Raw genomic sequence first — 14838 nt, 5'->3', positions numbered from 1 at the left:
GACGGACCGGTCGACGGCCCGCCCCGGACACGATAGGCGCGAGATGCTGCGGGTGTCCGGGGTTTCGTGCGGTTCGCTCCCTAGACTGGCGCGGATGCAACCGCCCGTGCTCTCCCCGTACCAGTCGTTGATGGCCGCCACCCCGGTCGTGCACCGGGCCGTCCAGGTCGACGGCCGGACCACGCACTACTGGGTCTACGGGCCCGAGGACTCGGATCGCACCGTGCTCGCCGTGCACGGGTTCCGCGGGGACCACCACGGGCTCGAGACCATCGCCGCGCACCTCGAAGGTGTCCGTGTGATCGTGCCTGACCTGCCCGGCTTCGGCGTGTCCGACCCGCTGCCGGTGTCGGACATCGACGCCTACGTGGCTTGGCTGACGGGGTTCCACGCCGCGCTCGGGCTCGGCCGCGACACGGTCGTGCTCGGGCACTCGTTCGGGTCGATCGTGGTGTCGGCCACCGTCGCCGCCGGGCTCGACACCCGGCTGCTCGTCCTCGTCAACCCCATCGCGGCCCCGGCACTGCAGGGACCGCGTGCCGTCGGGACCGCGATCGCGATCGGGTACTACCGCGCCGGCGCGGTCCTGCCGAAGCCGATCGGGCTCGGGATCCTGCGGAACGGCGCGATCGTCCGGGCGATGAGCATCGCGATGCTGAAGTCGCACGACCCCGCCGTCCGCCGATGGGTGCACGACCAGCACGACCGGTACTTCTCGGCCTTCGCGAACCGCACGAGCGTGCTCGAGGCGTTCCGCACCTCGGTCACCCACGACGTCTCCGAGTACGCCGACCGCATCCACGTGCCCGTGCTGCTCGTCGCGGCCGAGCACGACGACATCACCGCCGTCCCCGAACAGCGCGCACTCGCCGAGCGGCTGCGTGACGCCGAGCTCGTCGTGATCCCGGGGGTCGGCCACCTGGTGCACTACGAGACGCCGGCTCCGGCCGCGGCGGCCGTGCTCCGCCGGATGGCGGCCACGACCGGGCGTGCGGGACGCCATGGACGCACTGGACGCGGCGCGGCCGCGACGGACAGCCGACCGTCGGGGGCGGGGCGGGCCTCCCGGACGGCGGACGCGTCGTGACGCGCCTGCGCATCGGCATCGACTGCCGGTACGTGCGGATCGGTCGGCACGACGGCATCAGCCGGTTCACCGCCGGGGTCGTCGCGCACCTGCCGGACCGGCACGACTACGTGCTGCTCGTCAGCGACGAGCGCCAGCTCGAGTCGCTGCCGAGGGACCTGCCGTGGGAGCTGCTGCCCGCGCCGACGGACGCGGGGGAGCCGCTCGTCGCCCGGCGCGTCAACCGGCTCGGGCTCGACGCGGTGTTCTCGCCCATGCAGACGATGGGGTCACGGGGGCGCCGGTACGCGCTCGTCCTGACGCTGCACGACCTGATCTACTACCGCAACCGCACGCCCCCGCGGGAGTTCTCGTGGCCGCTGCGGCTCGGCTGGCGGGCGTTCCACCTGTCCTGGGCGCCGCAGCGGTTCCTGCTGAACGGCGCCGACGGGGTGGTGACGGTGTCCGAGACGACCGCCGGGCTGATCGCCGAGCACCGGCTGACGAAGCGACCCGTGACGGTCGCCTACAACGCGGCCGACCCGGCGACACCGCGGGTGGCCGGAGCGCCACGTGGACGCTCGCTCGTCTACATGGGCTCGTTCATGCCGTACAAGAACGTCGAGACCCTGGCGGCGGCGCTGCCGCTCCTGGGGGCGGACTGGACGCTGCACTGCATGTCGCGGGTGTCCGACGCCGACCGTGCACGGCTCGAGGCGCTGGCTCCCACGGGGACGATCGTGTTCCACGACGGCGCCACGGACGAGGAGTACCTGTCCGTGCTCCGTTCGGCCACCGCGCTGGCGACCGCGTCGTACGACGAGGGGTTCGGCATCCCGCTCGTCGAGGCGATGGGCGTCGGGACCCCGGTCGTCGTCAGCGACATCCGGATCTTCCGGGAGATCGGCGGCTCGGCTGCGGAGTACTTCGACCCGGCGTCGCCGTCCGCCCTCGCCGCGGCCGTCCGGCGGGTCGAGGAACGGTGGGACGAGGCCTCGCGGCAGTCGATCGAGCGTGCCGGTCGGTTCCGGTGGCAGGACTCGGCGGAGCAGGTCGTCCGGGCCGTCGAGCGGGCGGTGGGGGACCGGCGGGGCTGAGGGCGGGTGCAGGCGCGGGGCGCGGGCGCCTGCGGTTCGTGGCGATGCGGAACGTCGATGTCGATGTCGATGTCGATGTCGTACGACGTCGACCGTGTCGTTCCACGTCGGACGCGCGACGACTCCGCGACCACAGCGCCCTCACTCCGGCGCGATGACCTGCACGTCCGCCCCGGGGAACACCTTCTGCGTCTCCTCGGTGACCCGCGACACGATCGGCGGCACCGCGGCGCCCCGACCCGGGGTCCGCACGACGATCGACTGGTCGCGTGCGGCGTCGGACGGGTCCCCGCCGCGCTCCCACGAGCAACGGACCTCCGTCACACCGCCGATGTGGTCGAGCGTGTTCGCCAGTGCCAGGCGCTTCGCCGCGACCTCGCCGGCACCGGTGACGCCGATCTCCAGGTTGCCGAGGTCGGCGACCACGACGACGCGGACACCGTTGCCACCGGACTCGTCGGCTGCGCGGCTGATGGCGGCGACCAGGTCACGCCGGGCAGCGGGGTCGAGCGCCGGGTCCGCCCGGACCGAGGCGATGGCGTCGTAGCTCGCGAACGCCGTCTTCGACGGGGCATGGAGCCGCACGTCGGTGACGCCGGGCAGCGCACGCACGCGCGTGTCGAACCGGTCGAGCGCCAGGTCCGGCCGTGGGAAGACCCCGCCGATGCCGTTCTGGACGCTCCCGATGATCGACCCGAGCACCACGGCGATGACCGCGACCACCGCGAGGGTGCTGCCGCCGATGATGAACCACGTGCGGGCCCGGGTGCGGGTGGGGACGCTCGCCGTCTCGGGACCGAACACCCGGTCGAGGTCGTCGGCCTGCTGGTCGAGGGCATGCTGGCCGTGTCGGCTGGTTCCGTCGTCGGACATGTGGCTCCCCTCACCCCGGTGTGCGGGTGCGTCGGAGCCTAGTCCCCGGTCAGCCCCGGCGCTCCAAGGGGTTCTGGTACTCGAACGCGGACCCTCCGGTGGCGTCGGAAACGTCGTCGATCGGGTCGTCGAACCGGACGAGTTCGGCGTGGAAGCGCTCGGGGTCCCACCGGAACGAGTGGATGGACCCGTTGCGGATCGGGGTGTTGCGGCGGTCGGCGGTGCCGGGGGCGGCGGCGTTCACGACACTGCGGATCACCGCGCCGTGGGTCGCGACCACGACGACGCCGGCATCGAACCGGACCGCGATCTCACCGAGCGTCTCGGTGACGCGGGCGAGCAGCGCGGAGCGGGACTCGCGACCGGGGATGTCGTCGTGCGGGTACCGTGCCGACACCTCGTCGTCGGTCAGCCCCTCGGCTTCGCCGTACGAGCGCTCGGCCAGGCCCGGGTACGTCGTCGGTACGTCGAGGCCCAGGCGGTCGGCGATGATCGCGCCCGTCTCGGCCGCACGGGACAACGGGGACGCGACGACCGCGTCGAACGGCCGGCGGGTCAGGAGTTCGGCGGCGTCGGCGGCCTGCCGTCGTCCGGTGTCGTTGAGCGGGATGTCGGTCGAGCCCTGGATGCGGCGTTGCGCGTTCCAGTCGGTCTCGCCGTGCCGGACGAGGTACAGGAGGGTCGTCACCCGTCGATCTTCGCAGACGTACCCGGCAAGCCCGTCCGGCGGCAGCGCTCGCGCGGCCCCGTCCGAGGACCGCGACCGCGCAGGCTCGTCCGGCGACCGCGACCGCGCTAGTCGGTCGACGCCGCCGCGCTGAGCCGCTCCGCCAGGTGCACGAGCGTCTCGGTGGTGCCGGCGTCGAGCTTCACGGCCGCACGACGGTCGCTGCGGGTCTCGCCGCGGTTCACGATGACCACCGGGTTCTTGCGGCGCGCAGCGTGGTCGACCAGCCGCACGCCCGAGTTCACGGTGAGGGACGAACCGACGACGAGCAGCGCGTCGGCATCGGCGACGATCGACACGGCCTCGCGGAACTTCTCGGCCGGCACGAACTCGCCGAAGAAGACGACGTCGGGCTTCAGGTCGCCGCCGCACACGGTGCACGCGGGCACGACGAACCGTTCGACGTCGGTGATCTCGACGTCGCCGTCCGGCTGCAGCTGCACGGACCCGGGCTCGTCGATCCAGGGGTTCTCGCGGTCGATGGTGGCGGCGAGGTCGGAGCGGGAGAACACCTGCCCGCAGCGCAGGCACACGGCGCGGTCCATCGAGCCGTGGATCTCGACGACGCGGCGGGAGCCGGCGCGCAGGTGCAGGCCGTCGACGTTCTGCGTGATGACCCCGGCGACGATCCCGGCGTCCTCGAGTGCGGCGAGCGCCCGGTGTCCGTCGTTCGGCACGGCGGCCGCGAAGCTCCGCCAGCCCAGGTGCGATCCGGCCCAGTAGCGCTGGCGCTTCGCGGGGTCGGCCAGGAACTCCTGGAACGTCATCGGCTTGCGCACCACCCGCCCGGCACCGCGGTAGTCGGGGATGCCGGAGTCGGTGCTCAGGCCGGCACCGGAGAGCACGGCGATCCGCTTGCCGCCGAGCACCTCGACGACGCGGTCCAGGTCGTCCGCGGTCACCGACCCGGCGGCCGCCCCGGTGGTCGGTCCGGTCGTCGACGCAGCATCATCCAGCACCCTGTTCACGGTACCCTCAACACCCGACCGTCCCGGTCGCTTCCCAGGCGGAGCGCATCCTCGGCGGACCCGTCCGGCGGCAGCCCGGAGCAGCCCGGCGGCAGCCCGGACCCGCGCCGCCTCCGCACCACACCGAAACGAGCCCCGTGCACCCCGTCCGCATCGACTCCCTCGACGATCCCCGCCTCGACGACTTCGCCCGTCTGACCGACGTGGCACTCCGCCGGGTCTCGGAGCCCGAGGGCGGCCTGTACATCGCCGAGTCGAACACGGTCATCGAGCGCGCGGTCCGCGCCGGGCACGTGCCGCGGAGCATCCTGGTGCAGGAGAAGTGGCTCGACAGCGTCCTGCCCCTGGTCGCGGAGCACGACGGGCCGGTCTTCGTCGGCGCCGACGCCCTGCTCGAGGAGCTCACCGGCTTCCGGATGCACCGCGGTGCGATCGCCGCGATGCAGCGTCCCGAGCTGCCGAGTGTCGCCGACGTGGTGCGGGACGCGAAGGTCGTCGTCGTGCTCGAGGACATCGTCGACCACACGAACGTCGGCGCGGTGTTCCGCAGCGTCGCCGGCCTCGGCGCCGACGCGGTGCTCGTCAGCCCGCGGTGTGCCGACCCGCTGTACCGCCGGAGCGTCCGGGTGAGCATGGGCACGGTCCTGCAGGTGCCGTGGACCCGCATCGGCGACTGGCCCGCGGCGGGCGAGGAACTCCGCGCGCAGGGCTTCCACCTGGCCGCGATGGCGCTGACCGACGAGTCGATCGACCTCGACGCCTTCGTGGCGGACCTGCCCGAGAAGGTCGCGCTCGTGATGGGCACCGAGGGGCAGGGACTGACGCCGGCCGCGATCGCGTCGGCCGACACGACCGTCCGGATCCCGATGGCGCACGGCGTCGACTCGCTCAACGTGGCCGCGGCGAGCGCCGTCGGTCTGTGGGCGGTCACCCACGCCCGGCGGCTCGCCTCCTAGCGCACCACCGAGACCGTCGGGAGGCCCGGGGCGGCCTGGTCCGGCAGCATGCGCCCGGCACGGATCACCAGGGCACGGTCGGTGGCCGGCTCACCGACCAGGCAGACGCCGACGGGCGCGCCGTCCACGGTCAGCGCCGGTGCGCTCACCGCGGGCAGGCCGCCGACGCTCGCGAGCGCGGTCATCGCCGTCGTGGCGGTCCGGGTGCGCTCGAGCGCAGCGGTGTCCGCGTCGAGCAGCGGAGCGGGTCCGGGCACGGTCGGGAACAGCAGGGTCCGACCGGCGAGGGCACGGCGGATCGTCGCACGGACCTCGTCGAGGCGTGCGACGGCGTCGGCGGTCGCGTCGGGGTCGTTCGCGCGTGCCGCCCGGAACCGGTCACCGACGACGGGGCTCAGTGCGCCGGAGTGCGCGTCGATCCAGGGGCCGTGGGCGGCGAGCGCCTCGGCGGCCTGGACGAGCCGCATCTGCTCCTGCAGTGCTGCGGGGTCCGGGATGCCGAGGTCCCGCAGCCGGACGGTCGCGACGGGTTCGTCGAGTGCCTCGACGAAGGCGGTGAAGGACCGGGCGACGGCCGGTTCGACGAGTGCGACGAGTTCCTCGGGGACGACGAGCACGGTCGCGTCGGGTGCCCCTGCCGTCGCGGGCGGCGGGACGGTGGCGTCGAGGGCGGCGAGCAGCACGCCGGGGCTCCGCGTGAGCCACCCGACGGTGTCGAACGACGGCGCGAGCGGGAGCAGCCCGTCGCGGGACACCGTGCCGTGGGTCGTCCGGAGGCCCCAGAGTCCCTGGTACGAGGCGGGGACCCGCACCGATCCCGCGGTGTCCGTGCCGATCCCGATCTCGGCCGTCCCGAGGCCGACGGCCGATGCGGATCCGCTGGACGAGCCTCCAGGCAGTCGGGTGGGAGCCGCGCTGTTCGGCGGCGTGCCGTGGTGCGCGTTCCGGCCCGTCAGGTTGTAGGCGAACTCGTCGGTGCGTGCGATGCCGCGGATCGAGGCGCCGGCGGCGAGGAGCGCGGCGACCGCTGCGGCGGGCGCGGTCTCGACGGGGGCCTCGCGCAGGTACGTCGGGTTGCCGGCGCCGACCGGCTGGCCGGGGACGGCGTAGAGGTCCTTGACGGCGACGGTCAGGCCGTCGAGTGGTCCGGAGGCGGTGGGGGCGACGAGTGGGTCGCCGACGGCCCGCCAGACGGTGGTGTCGACGGCCTTGGGGCGGCCGGTGACGTGGGCTGCTTCGATGCGCCAGCGGGGGCCGGCGCCGGTGTCGCCGTCGTTGGTCTCGCGTTCGCCGGCGCCACCGTCGCGGCGCCAGAGCTGGGTCTGGAGGCCCTGCCCACCCGCGGCGAACCGGGACACCGACACGACGAGGGCGCGGTCCTCGGTCAGGGGGCGGACCTCGACGTGCGTCAGCGACCGGGTCGCGACCCAACCCCGTGCTCCGCGGAACGCGCTGATCGCGTCGTGCCCGACGAGCAGGCCGCGGTCGTCGCCGCGCATCGTGTCGGGGGAGTCGACGAAGGCGGCGTCGAGGGCGTCGAGGTCGTTCGCCAGCAGGGCGGTCTCGTAGGCGTCGAGGGCCTCGAGCAGGCCTTCGGGCGCGTCGGGCGCGGACGCACCTCGGGGCGTGGTCATCAGGCGGGCTCCTCGAAGTCGGCCTTGCGGATGCGGGCGTGGACACCGGTCACCAGGTCCACCACCTGCGAGATGTTGAAGTCGGTCGCCGCGGACAGGTACGCGTACGCCAGGTGGCGTTCCATTCCCCAGCGCGCGCCGAGGATCGCGACGGCGTGCCGGACGCACTCCCGGACGGCCTCGTCGAGGTCGGGGTCCATGCCGGTGGGCACGAGGAACTCCTGCGTCTCGGCGACGGGCCAGACCAGGTCCCCGAAGCGCGCCGCGGCCTCGGCTGCCGGGGTCAGGTCGAAGCGGATCGTCGCGCGGAGCGAGGCCTCCATCGCGGTGAGCGCAACCTCGCCGTCGCCCTGGGCGAAGTGCGGGTCACCGACGTGGGCGAGCGCGCCCGGGACGAGCACCGGCAGGTGCAGCTGCGACCCGGCCTGCAGCAGGTTGACGTCGATGTTGCCGCCGTGGCGACCGGGCGGGACGGAGTGCAGCCGCTCCCCGGGGGTGGCGACGCCCATGATCCCGAGGAACGGGGCGAGGGGGAAGTGCGCGAAGCGGTCGCGGGCGGCGGTGAGCGGGATGCGCCCCCGTCGGCCCCGGTCGGTGTCGACGACGTCGGCGAAGACGCTCACCGTCGTGCCGTCGACCGGGAACTCACCGTGCAGGGCACCGCGTCCGTGCCGGTTCGACACGACGCCGTAGTGCACGCGGGGCAGGGTCTCGAGGACCGTCATCGTCAGCACGTCACCGGGACGGGCACCACGGACCGCGATCGGCCCGGACACCACGTGCGGTCCGTCCGCCGCGGGGTCGCGGTGACCGGAGCGGACGATCGCGACGGCGTCGGCGAGGACGTGCTCCGGAGCGACGCCGTGGTCGCCGAACCAACCGACGGGGTCGCTGCCCTGGTCGGGCAGGATCCCCTCGTGGCTGACGGTGTCGATCGTGACCGACTCCCCGGGGCCGATCGTCAGGGCCGGGGTGTCACCGTCGCTCGGCAGCCGGCCCCAGAGGACGGTCTCCGGGTCGACGGGCAGGGCGTGGTCACCGCGGGCGGGTCCGGTGCCGGGCTGCAGGGTCGGGACCGCCGGGGCGGTGGTCTCGTGTGCGGTGGTCATCGGTCCGTCCTCCGTTCGACCAGGTGGGCCACGTCGGCGAGGTGGTCGGCCATCGCCCGCGTCGCGCCCGCGACGTCGTGCTCCCGGATCCGCTCGAGGATCCGCTCGTGCCACTCGAACGACGACCGGCGCCCCTCGCTGGTGCTGTGCGAGCGGGCGCGGACGTCCTGCACCCAGCCGCTGCTGAGCTCGCACAGGGACACGAGCAGGGGGTTCCCCGAGGTCCGGGCGACCTGCACGTGGAAGGCGACGTCCTGGGCGAGCGACTCCTCCGGGCTGAGCCCCGCGTGGGTGGCGGCGAGGATGCGTTCCAGGGTGAGCAGGTCGGCCTCGCCCGCCCGCGCCGCCGCGAGTCCGGCGACCTGCGGCTCCACCACGGTCCGGAACTCGGCGACGTGCTCGGCCCGGTGGTCCAGGTCGTCGCGGTGGTGGTCGAGCAGCGCGGACGCTTCCTCCGGCCGCGGCAGCACGACGGTGCCACGACCAGGGGTCCGGGAGACCAGGCGACGGCGCTCGAGCTCCTGCAGCGCCTCGCGGATGGTCGTGCGGGACACGGCGAGGTCCTCGGCGAGGGTGCGTTCCGGCGGCAGCTTGTCGCCGGGCTGCAGGTCGTCGAGCACGAGCGTGCCGAGGTGGGCGGCGGTCGCCGCGCTCAGGGTCCGTCCACGGTGCATGCCCTCGACCGTAGGGCCGGTTGGTCTGCTTGGTTCATTGGTACGACCATCTTTTACACGGCCGTCACACGCGGCGTCGGAAGCCGAAACACGGCGGGCGAATGGTGGAGCACGTCCCACCCGCACCGACCGGAAGAGGGGTTCGACGTGGACCTGGTCCTCACCAACGCACGGCTGACCGACGGTCGATCCGTCGACGTCACCATCGCCGACGGCGTGATCGTCACCGTGGCCGACGTGCTGCCCGGTCCGGGTTCGGCGCACGGCACCGACACCGGCACCGGTGCTGCTCCCGCCCGCGTGGTCGACTGCGCAGGACGTCTGCTCATCCCCGGGCTCATCGAGGCGCACCTGCACGTCGACAAGGCCCTGCTCGACCGGGAACGTCCGAACCCCGACGGCACCCTCGCCGGCGCCATCGCCGTCACGGGGGAGCTCAAGCGCGGCTTCACCCACGCCACCGTCCGCGACCGCGCCCGCACCCTGCTCGACCAGGCCATCACGAACGGCACGACGTTCGTCCGCGCACACCCCGACGTCGACCCGATCGTCGGGCTCACCGGCGTCGAGGTGCTGCTCGACCTGCGCGACGAGTACCGGGACGCCCTCGATCTGCAGATCGTCGCGTTCCCCCAGGAGGGCATCGCCAAGGCACCGGGCACCCTCGCGCTGCTCCGTCAGGCGCTCGCCGCGGGGGCGGACGTCATCGGGGGCTGCACGTACAACGAGCACACCCTGGCCGCGTGCCACGAGCACGTCGAGACCGTCCTCGACCTCGCCGAGGAGTTCGGGGTGCCGGCCGACCTGCACGCCGACTTCGCCGACGACACCTCCGACCCGCGGTACGCCCTCGCCGGGCACATCGCCGACCGCGTGACCGCCCGCGGGCTGCAGGGGCGGGTGGCGCTCGGGCACGTGACCTCGGTCGCGAGCCTGCCCCGCGGCGAGCGCCGGGTGCTGTTCGATCGCCTGGCGGCCGCCGGGGTCGCCGTCGTGCCGCTGCCCGCGACCGACCTGCACCTCGGGGGACGGTCCGACGACCACGACGTGCGGCGCGGGGTCGTGCCGGTCCGCGAACTCTGGGACGCCGGGGTCACGAGCGCGTACGCGTCGAACAACGTCCGGAACGCCTTCACCCCGTTCGGCAACGCCGACCTGCTCGACGTCGGGCTGCTCCTGGCGCAGACCGGGCACCTGTCCGGCCCGGACGACCTGCGACGGGTGCTCGCCATGGCGACGACCGGGGCGGCCGAGGTCGTCGGCGTCGCGGACACCCACGGCATCCGGCCCGGTGCCGCCGCCGACCTCGTGGTGCTCTCCACCACCGACCCGGACGGCGTCCTGCTCGACCGGCCGGACCGCGCCCTCGTCGTCAAGCGCGGCCGGGTCGTCGCCGAGACCACCCGGACCACCCGCCTCACCACCAGCCGCACCACGAACCGATCGAAGGAACTCAGCCATGCGTGAACGGATCCCGCACGAGATCGTCGCCTCCGTCCTGGCCGGTGCCACGGCGTTCATCGGGGGCAACGCCCTGCACCTGCCGACCTGGGCGATCTTCATCAGCTGGGCGGGGATGTTCCTGCTCGGCAGCAAGCCGACGCTGCGGAACGCCACGCGCCTGTGGGCCGCGATGCCGATCGGCTCGGCGTTCGGCCTGGTCATCGTCCTGCTCGACCAGCGGTTCGGCACGCTGTTCGGCGAGGGGCAGGCTGCGCAGAACACCGTCCTGGCGCTGCTCATCCTCGTCGTGAACTGCGCCCTGATGTACACCGGTCGCACGAAGCTGTTCGGGCTCGTCCCCGGCATGTTCCTCGGGTTCGCCTCGTTCTTCGCGACCTGCTTCGGCGGCTTCGGGTTCGACCCGGGGAACGCCTGGGCCGCCTGGGTGTCGGTCGTGCTGATGAACGCGCTCGGGCCGGTGTTCGCCTACCTGTCCCGCCGCCTGACCTTCGCCCGGGCCGAGACGACGGGCTCGGCCGGTTCGGCCGGCTCGGCCGGCTCGGCCGACCCGGTCGTCGCGACCGACGCCGGCGGCGCAGCGGCGCCCGCTCCGGAACGCCAGCCCGACCAGCCCGTCGCAGCCTCGGCCTAGGAGCGGACCGGTACGCTCGGGTCCCGTGTCACGAGTCGTCCGCCGCCCCCGCTCCGCCGTCCGGAGGCCGGTCACGATCTCGGTGGTCGCCGTCCTGCTCCTGGTGGCCGGGTACCTCGTGGCCGCGGCCGTCGTACCGTTCGGCCCGGCGAGCGCCAGCACCACCACGTACTCGGCACCGAAGACGACCGTCCCGGCGCTGAGCTTCCCGGGGTACGGCGCGACGGCGGTCGAAGCGACGGACTTCCCGGAGAGCCTGCGCACCAGCGGCGACACGAAGCCCCGGTCGATCGCGAGCATCACGAAGGTCGTCACGGCGCTCGTGGTGCTCGACGAGAAGCCGATGGCCGCGGGGGAGTCCGGTCCGTCCATCCGCTTCACGAAGCAGATGGAGGGCCTGTACGCCAAGTACGCGGCGCAGAACGGCGAGGTCGCCCCGATGCCCGCCGGCCTGAAGCTCACCGAGCACCAGACGTTCCAGGTGATGCTCATGAAGTCGGCGAACAACTACGCCGGCGCACTCGCCATCTGGGCCTTCGGGTCGATCGCCGCCTACGAGCACGCGGCGAACGACTGGCTCGACGAACACGGCCTGGACGACACCACGATCCACGAGCCCACCGGCCTCGACCCGGACAACACCTCGACCGCCACGGACCTGGTCGAGCTCGGGCAGCTCGCGCTGGCGAACCCGGTGGTGAAGGACATCGTCGGCACCAAGGACGTCACGATCCCGACGGTCGGCGAGATCGAGAACTCGAACAAGCTCCTGGGGCTCGACGGCATCGAGGGGATCAAGACCGGCACCCTCGACGAAGCCGGCGCCTGTCTGCTGTTCGCGGCGACGTACGAGCGCGGTGGCAAGGACGTCACCGTCGTCGGCGTGATGCTCGGCGGTGTCGACCACGACTCCCTCGACGTCGACGTGCAGCGGTTGTTGCGGTCCGTGGCGGACAACTTCCAGGTGGTGACGCTCACGCACCAGGGGCAGACCTTCGGCACCTTCTCGACCCCGTGGCAGGACGAGGCTGACGCGGTCACGACGAAGGCTGCCGAGGTGCTCGTGTGGGGCAAGACCACCGTCACCGCGAAGGCGAAGCTCGAGCAGGTGACCTTCGGCACGAAGGGTGAGCGGGTCGGGCAGGTGCGGTTCCGCATCTCCGACCACGACCCGGTCACGGTGCCGCTCGTGCTCGAACGCACGATCGACGACCCCGGCGTCTGGTGGCGCTGGACGAACCCGTTCCAGGGGGCGTGACGCCCGTCGGCCGCCGACCGTAGAGTCGGTCGGGTGACGACGATGACGACGTTCCCCCGGACCACCCCCGCCGCCCTCGGCATCGATCCCGGTGGTGTGACCGCCCTGCTCGACGCCCTCGAGTCCACGCCCGGCGTGGAGCCGCACAGCATCATGCTGCTGCGGCACGGCCAGGTCGCAGCCGAGGGCTGGTGGCAGCCCTACGCCGCGGACCGCGTGCACCTGCTCTACTCGCTGAGCAAGAGCTTCACCGCCGCCGGGGTCGGCATCGCCGTCCGGGCGGGCCTGATCGACCTCGACGCGACCGTGCTGTCGTACTTCCCGGAGCTCGACGCCGACGTCACCGACGAACGCAGCCGCCGCATCCGCGTCCGGCACCTGCTCGCGATGGCGAGCGGCCACCGCGAGGAGACGATCGACCGCGCCCAGGCCCTCGATCCGACGAACACGGTGCGCGGGTTCCTGCTGCTCCCGCCGGACGAGGAGCCCGGCACGGTCTTCGCCTACAACCAGCCGTGCACGTACACCCTCGCCGAGATCGTCCGGCGGGTGACGGGCGGGTCCCTCGTCGCGTGGCTCCGCCCGCACCTGCTCGATCCGCTCGGCATCGACGACCTCGCCTGGCGCCGCGACGACACCGGCGCGGAGCTCGGCTACAGCGGGTGCTACGCGCCGACCGACGCGGTCGCCAAGCTCGGCCAGCTGTACCTGCAGGGCGGCGTCTGGGACGGCGAGCGGATCCTCGACGCCGACTGGGTCGAGCAGGCGACCAGCACGCAGGTCGCCAACCCGGACGAGGCCAACCCCGACTGGTCCCAGGGCTACGGCTTCCAGTTCTGGATGGCCCGCCACGGCTTCCGCGGCGACGGTGCCTACGGCCAGTTCTGCGTCGTCCTGCCGGAGCAGGACGTCGTCCTCGCGATGACCGGTCAGAGCCTCGACATGCAGGCCGTCCTCGACGCGGTCTGGCAGCACCTGCTGCCCGCCGTCGACCGCGCGTCCGACGCGTCCTCGGCATCCGCCCTGGAGGCCCGGCTCACCTCCCTGGGACTGCCTCCGGTCCAGGGTGGTCGCCTTCCGGAGCACCTCGCCGACGTCGAGCTCCGGTTGCGTCCCCGCGGGATCCTCGATGCCGTCACGTTCGCCCGAGGTGCGGACGGGATCCGCCTGACGATCACCGACGACGGCCGGTCGGAGTCCGTGCCGCTCGGCGAAGGGCGGTGGGCCGTCGAGGGCGCCCTCGCGGCGAGCGCGGCCACCGAGCCCGAGGGCAGCGTGCTCGTCGCGGTCCGCTTCCTGGAGACCCCGCACCTGCTGCACCTGCGCGTCGACCTCGACGCGGGCACGGTCGGGGCGAAGTGGAAGACCGAGCCGCTGCACGACGGTCCGATGACGCTCCGTCGCCCGGCGGACTGACCTGCGCCGACCACACCGCGCGCACGACCCGTTCGCGGCGCGCACGACGCGGTTCGCGCCCCCGTGTCGTCATCGCGCCCTGGGGAGTCGGGGCGCGATGACCCTGGTGGGGCGCGGTCGGGGAGGCGTGCGGACTCGGACGGGCGTCTGGCTACGGGGTGTCGGAGGGGTGCTCGGTGACGATCTGCAGCTCGGGCCGCTTCGCCGACACCCCGTCGCCGGACGAGGTGTGCTTGATGCGCCGGACCACCCACGGCACCAGGTACTCCCGGGCCCACCCGAGGTCCTCGGCGCGGGCCTCGCGCCACGGGCGTGCCTCGAGCGGGTCCGGGTTGAACGGTTCGAGCCCGTGCGGCACGCCGAGGGTGTCGAGCACCGCCGCGGCGATCGTCGAGTGGCCCATCGGGGAGTGGTGCAGCCGGTCCGGAGCCCACATCCGCGGGTCCCGGAGCACGCGCAGTGCCCACATGTTCGCCACCAGGGCGCCGTGCTTCAGGGCGATGGCGTGCAGGTTCTCGTTGTAGATCGCCGTCTTGCCACGGACCATGCCGAGCACCGGGGTCATCCCGACGTCCGGGCCGGTGAACAGGACGACGGTGGCTCCGTCGCGGCGCAGGTCGGCGACGAGCCGGTCCACGCGCTCGGCGAGCTCGTCCGGGTCCGAGCCGGGGCGGATGATGTCGTTGCCGCCGGCGGACACCGTGATGAGGTCCGGGTGCAGGGCGACGGCGGCCTCGGCCTGCTCGTCGATGATCTGCTGCAGCAACCGCCCGCGGATCGCGAGGTTCGCGTAGGCGAAGTCGTCGGTCTGGTGCGCGAGCACCTCGGCGACGCGGTCCGCCCAGCCGCGGTTGCCGCCCGGGACGGTGGGGTCGGGGTCCCCGATGCCCTCGGTGAACGAGTCACCGATCGCGACGTACCTGGTCCAAGGATGACGATCTGACACGTCCCGGACCCTAGTCTCG

The 14838-nt window shown here is 73.3% G+C and carries 14 protein-coding genes; 7 read left to right on the top strand and 7 right to left on the bottom strand.

Going from position 1 to position 14838, the window contains the following annotated elements:
* Positions 1-94: 94 nt before the first annotated feature.
* Both DEI98_RS08345 and DEI98_RS08340 read left to right on the top strand, forming a co-directional pair.
* On the top strand, positions 95-1087 hold the full coding sequence (locus DEI98_RS08345) for an alpha/beta fold hydrolase (RefSeq protein WP_258370781.1): 993 nt from the start codon (positions 95-97) through the stop codon (positions 1085-1087).
* 5 nt (positions 1088-1092) lie between these two features.
* On the top strand, positions 1093-2163 hold the full coding sequence (locus DEI98_RS08340; RefSeq protein WP_111100534.1) for a glycosyltransferase family 1 protein: 1071 nt from the start codon (positions 1093-1095) through the stop codon (positions 2161-2163).
* A gap of 141 nt (positions 2164-2304) precedes the next feature.
* On the opposite strand, the gene DEI98_RS08335 is transcribed toward DEI98_RS08340, so the two are convergent.
* The 3 genes from DEI98_RS08335 to DEI98_RS08325 all read right to left on the bottom strand — a co-directional run bounded on the left by DEI98_RS08335 (position 2305) and on the right by DEI98_RS08325 (position 4665).
* On the bottom strand, positions 2305-3036 hold the full coding sequence (locus DEI98_RS08335) for a hypothetical protein (RefSeq protein WP_111100490.1): 732 nt from the start codon (positions 3034-3036) through the stop codon (positions 2305-2307).
* Positions 3037-3085: 49 nt separating this feature from the next.
* Complete coding sequence (locus tag DEI98_RS08330) at positions 3086-3724, bottom strand: histidine phosphatase family protein (RefSeq protein ID WP_111100489.1); 639 nt, start codon at positions 3722-3724, stop codon at positions 3086-3088.
* Positions 3725-3831: 107 nt separating this feature from the next.
* Positions 3832-4665 (bottom strand): Sir2 family NAD-dependent protein deacetylase, encoded by an 834-nt coding sequence (locus tag DEI98_RS08325; protein WP_071403987.1) that lies wholly within the window; start codon positions 4663-4665, stop codon positions 3832-3834.
* A gap of 203 nt (positions 4666-4868) precedes the next feature.
* Here DEI98_RS08325 and DEI98_RS08320 point away from each other — a divergent pair, with 203 nt between their 5' ends.
* Complete coding sequence (locus DEI98_RS08320; protein WP_110864530.1) at positions 4869-5687, top strand: RNA methyltransferase; 819 nt, start codon at positions 4869-4871, stop codon at positions 5685-5687.
* Here the strand turns inward: DEI98_RS08320 and DEI98_RS08315 are convergent.
* The 3 genes from DEI98_RS08315 to DEI98_RS08305 are packed head-to-tail and all read right to left on the bottom strand — an operon-like array spanning position 5684 to position 9104.
* Positions 5684-7321 (bottom strand): AtzH-like domain-containing protein, encoded by a 1638-nt coding sequence (locus DEI98_RS08315; RefSeq protein ID WP_111100488.1) that lies wholly within the window; start codon positions 7319-7321, stop codon positions 5684-5686. The genes DEI98_RS08320 and DEI98_RS08315 overlap by 4 nt on opposite strands.
* Positions 7321-8430, bottom strand: coding sequence for an acetamidase/formamidase family protein (locus DEI98_RS08310; RefSeq protein ID WP_111100487.1), 1110 nt, complete (start codon positions 8428-8430; stop codon positions 7321-7323). The genes DEI98_RS08315 and DEI98_RS08310 overlap by 1 nt, the downstream gene beginning before the upstream one ends.
* A complete protein-coding gene (locus DEI98_RS08305) occupies positions 8427-9104 on the bottom strand; it encodes a FadR/GntR family transcriptional regulator (RefSeq protein WP_071403772.1) in 678 nt (225 codons plus the stop codon). The genes DEI98_RS08310 and DEI98_RS08305 overlap by 4 nt, the downstream gene beginning before the upstream one ends.
* Before the next feature lie 147 nt (positions 9105-9251).
* Here DEI98_RS08305 and DEI98_RS08300 point away from each other — a divergent pair, with 147 nt between their 5' ends.
* From DEI98_RS08300 to DEI98_RS08285, 4 genes are read left to right on the top strand one after another with little or no spacing between them, the layout of a single operon-like run.
* Positions 9252-10571 carry an amidohydrolase family protein gene (locus tag DEI98_RS08300; protein WP_111100486.1) on the top strand — a complete coding sequence of 440 codons (1320 nt, stop codon included), beginning with the start codon at positions 9252-9254 and terminating at the stop codon, positions 10569-10571.
* On the top strand, positions 10564-11199 hold the full coding sequence (locus tag DEI98_RS08295; protein ID WP_111100485.1) for a DUF1097 domain-containing protein: 636 nt from the start codon (positions 10564-10566) through the stop codon (positions 11197-11199). The genes DEI98_RS08300 and DEI98_RS08295 overlap by 8 nt, the downstream gene beginning before the upstream one ends.
* A gap of 25 nt (positions 11200-11224) precedes the next feature.
* Entirely contained in the window at positions 11225-12457 is a 1233-nt protein-coding gene (locus DEI98_RS08290; RefSeq protein ID WP_146243475.1) for a D-alanyl-D-alanine carboxypeptidase family protein, read from the top strand.
* A gap of 42 nt (positions 12458-12499) precedes the next feature.
* Positions 12500-13873 (top strand): serine hydrolase, encoded by a 1374-nt coding sequence (locus DEI98_RS08285; protein WP_181437991.1) that lies wholly within the window; start codon positions 12500-12502, stop codon positions 13871-13873.
* Between the two features lie 151 nt (positions 13874-14024).
* On the opposite strand, the gene DEI98_RS08280 is transcribed toward DEI98_RS08285, so the two are convergent.
* Positions 14025-14819 carry an SGNH/GDSL hydrolase family protein gene (locus DEI98_RS08280; RefSeq protein WP_071244716.1) on the bottom strand — a complete coding sequence of 265 codons (795 nt, stop codon included), beginning with the start codon at positions 14817-14819 and terminating at the stop codon, positions 14025-14027.
* Between the last annotated feature and the right edge of the window lie 19 nt (positions 14820-14838).

Source organism: Curtobacterium sp. MCLR17_034 (assembly GCF_003234485.1).
In the GTDB taxonomy this organism is placed as follows: domain Bacteria; phylum Actinomycetota; class Actinomycetes; order Actinomycetales; family Microbacteriaceae; genus Curtobacterium; species Curtobacterium flaccumfaciens.
The sequence above is the reverse complement of the archived record's forward strand: the minus strand, read 5'-3'. Positions and strand labels throughout refer to the sequence as shown.

What these genes read in the sequence shown, in the direction of transcription:
- DEI98_RS08345 (WP_258370781.1), top strand. Translation starts at nt 95, where the DNA reads ATGCAACCGCCCGTGCTCTCCCCGTACCAGTCGTTGATGGCCGCCACC.
- DEI98_RS08335 (WP_111100490.1), bottom strand. Translation starts at nt 3,036, where the DNA reads ATGTCCGACGACGGAACCAGCCGACACGGCCAGCATGCCCTCGACCAG.
- DEI98_RS08315 (WP_111100488.1), bottom strand. Translation starts at nt 7,321, where the DNA reads ATGACCACGCCCCGAGGTGCGTCCGCGCCCGACGCGCCCGAAGGCCTG.
- DEI98_RS08310 (WP_111100487.1), bottom strand. Translation starts at nt 8,430, where the DNA reads ATGACCACCGCACACGAGACCACCGCCCCGGCGGTCCCGACCCTGCAG.
- DEI98_RS08305 (WP_071403772.1), bottom strand. Translation starts at nt 9,104, where the DNA reads ATGCACCGTGGACGGACCCTGAGCGCGGCGACCGCCGCCCACCTCGGC.
- DEI98_RS08295 (WP_111100485.1), top strand. Translation starts at nt 10,564, where the DNA reads ATGCGTGAACGGATCCCGCACGAGATCGTCGCCTCCGTCCTGGCCGGT.
- DEI98_RS08285 (WP_181437991.1), top strand. Translation starts at nt 12,500, where the DNA reads ATGACGACGTTCCCCCGGACCACCCCCGCCGCCCTCGGCATCGATCCC.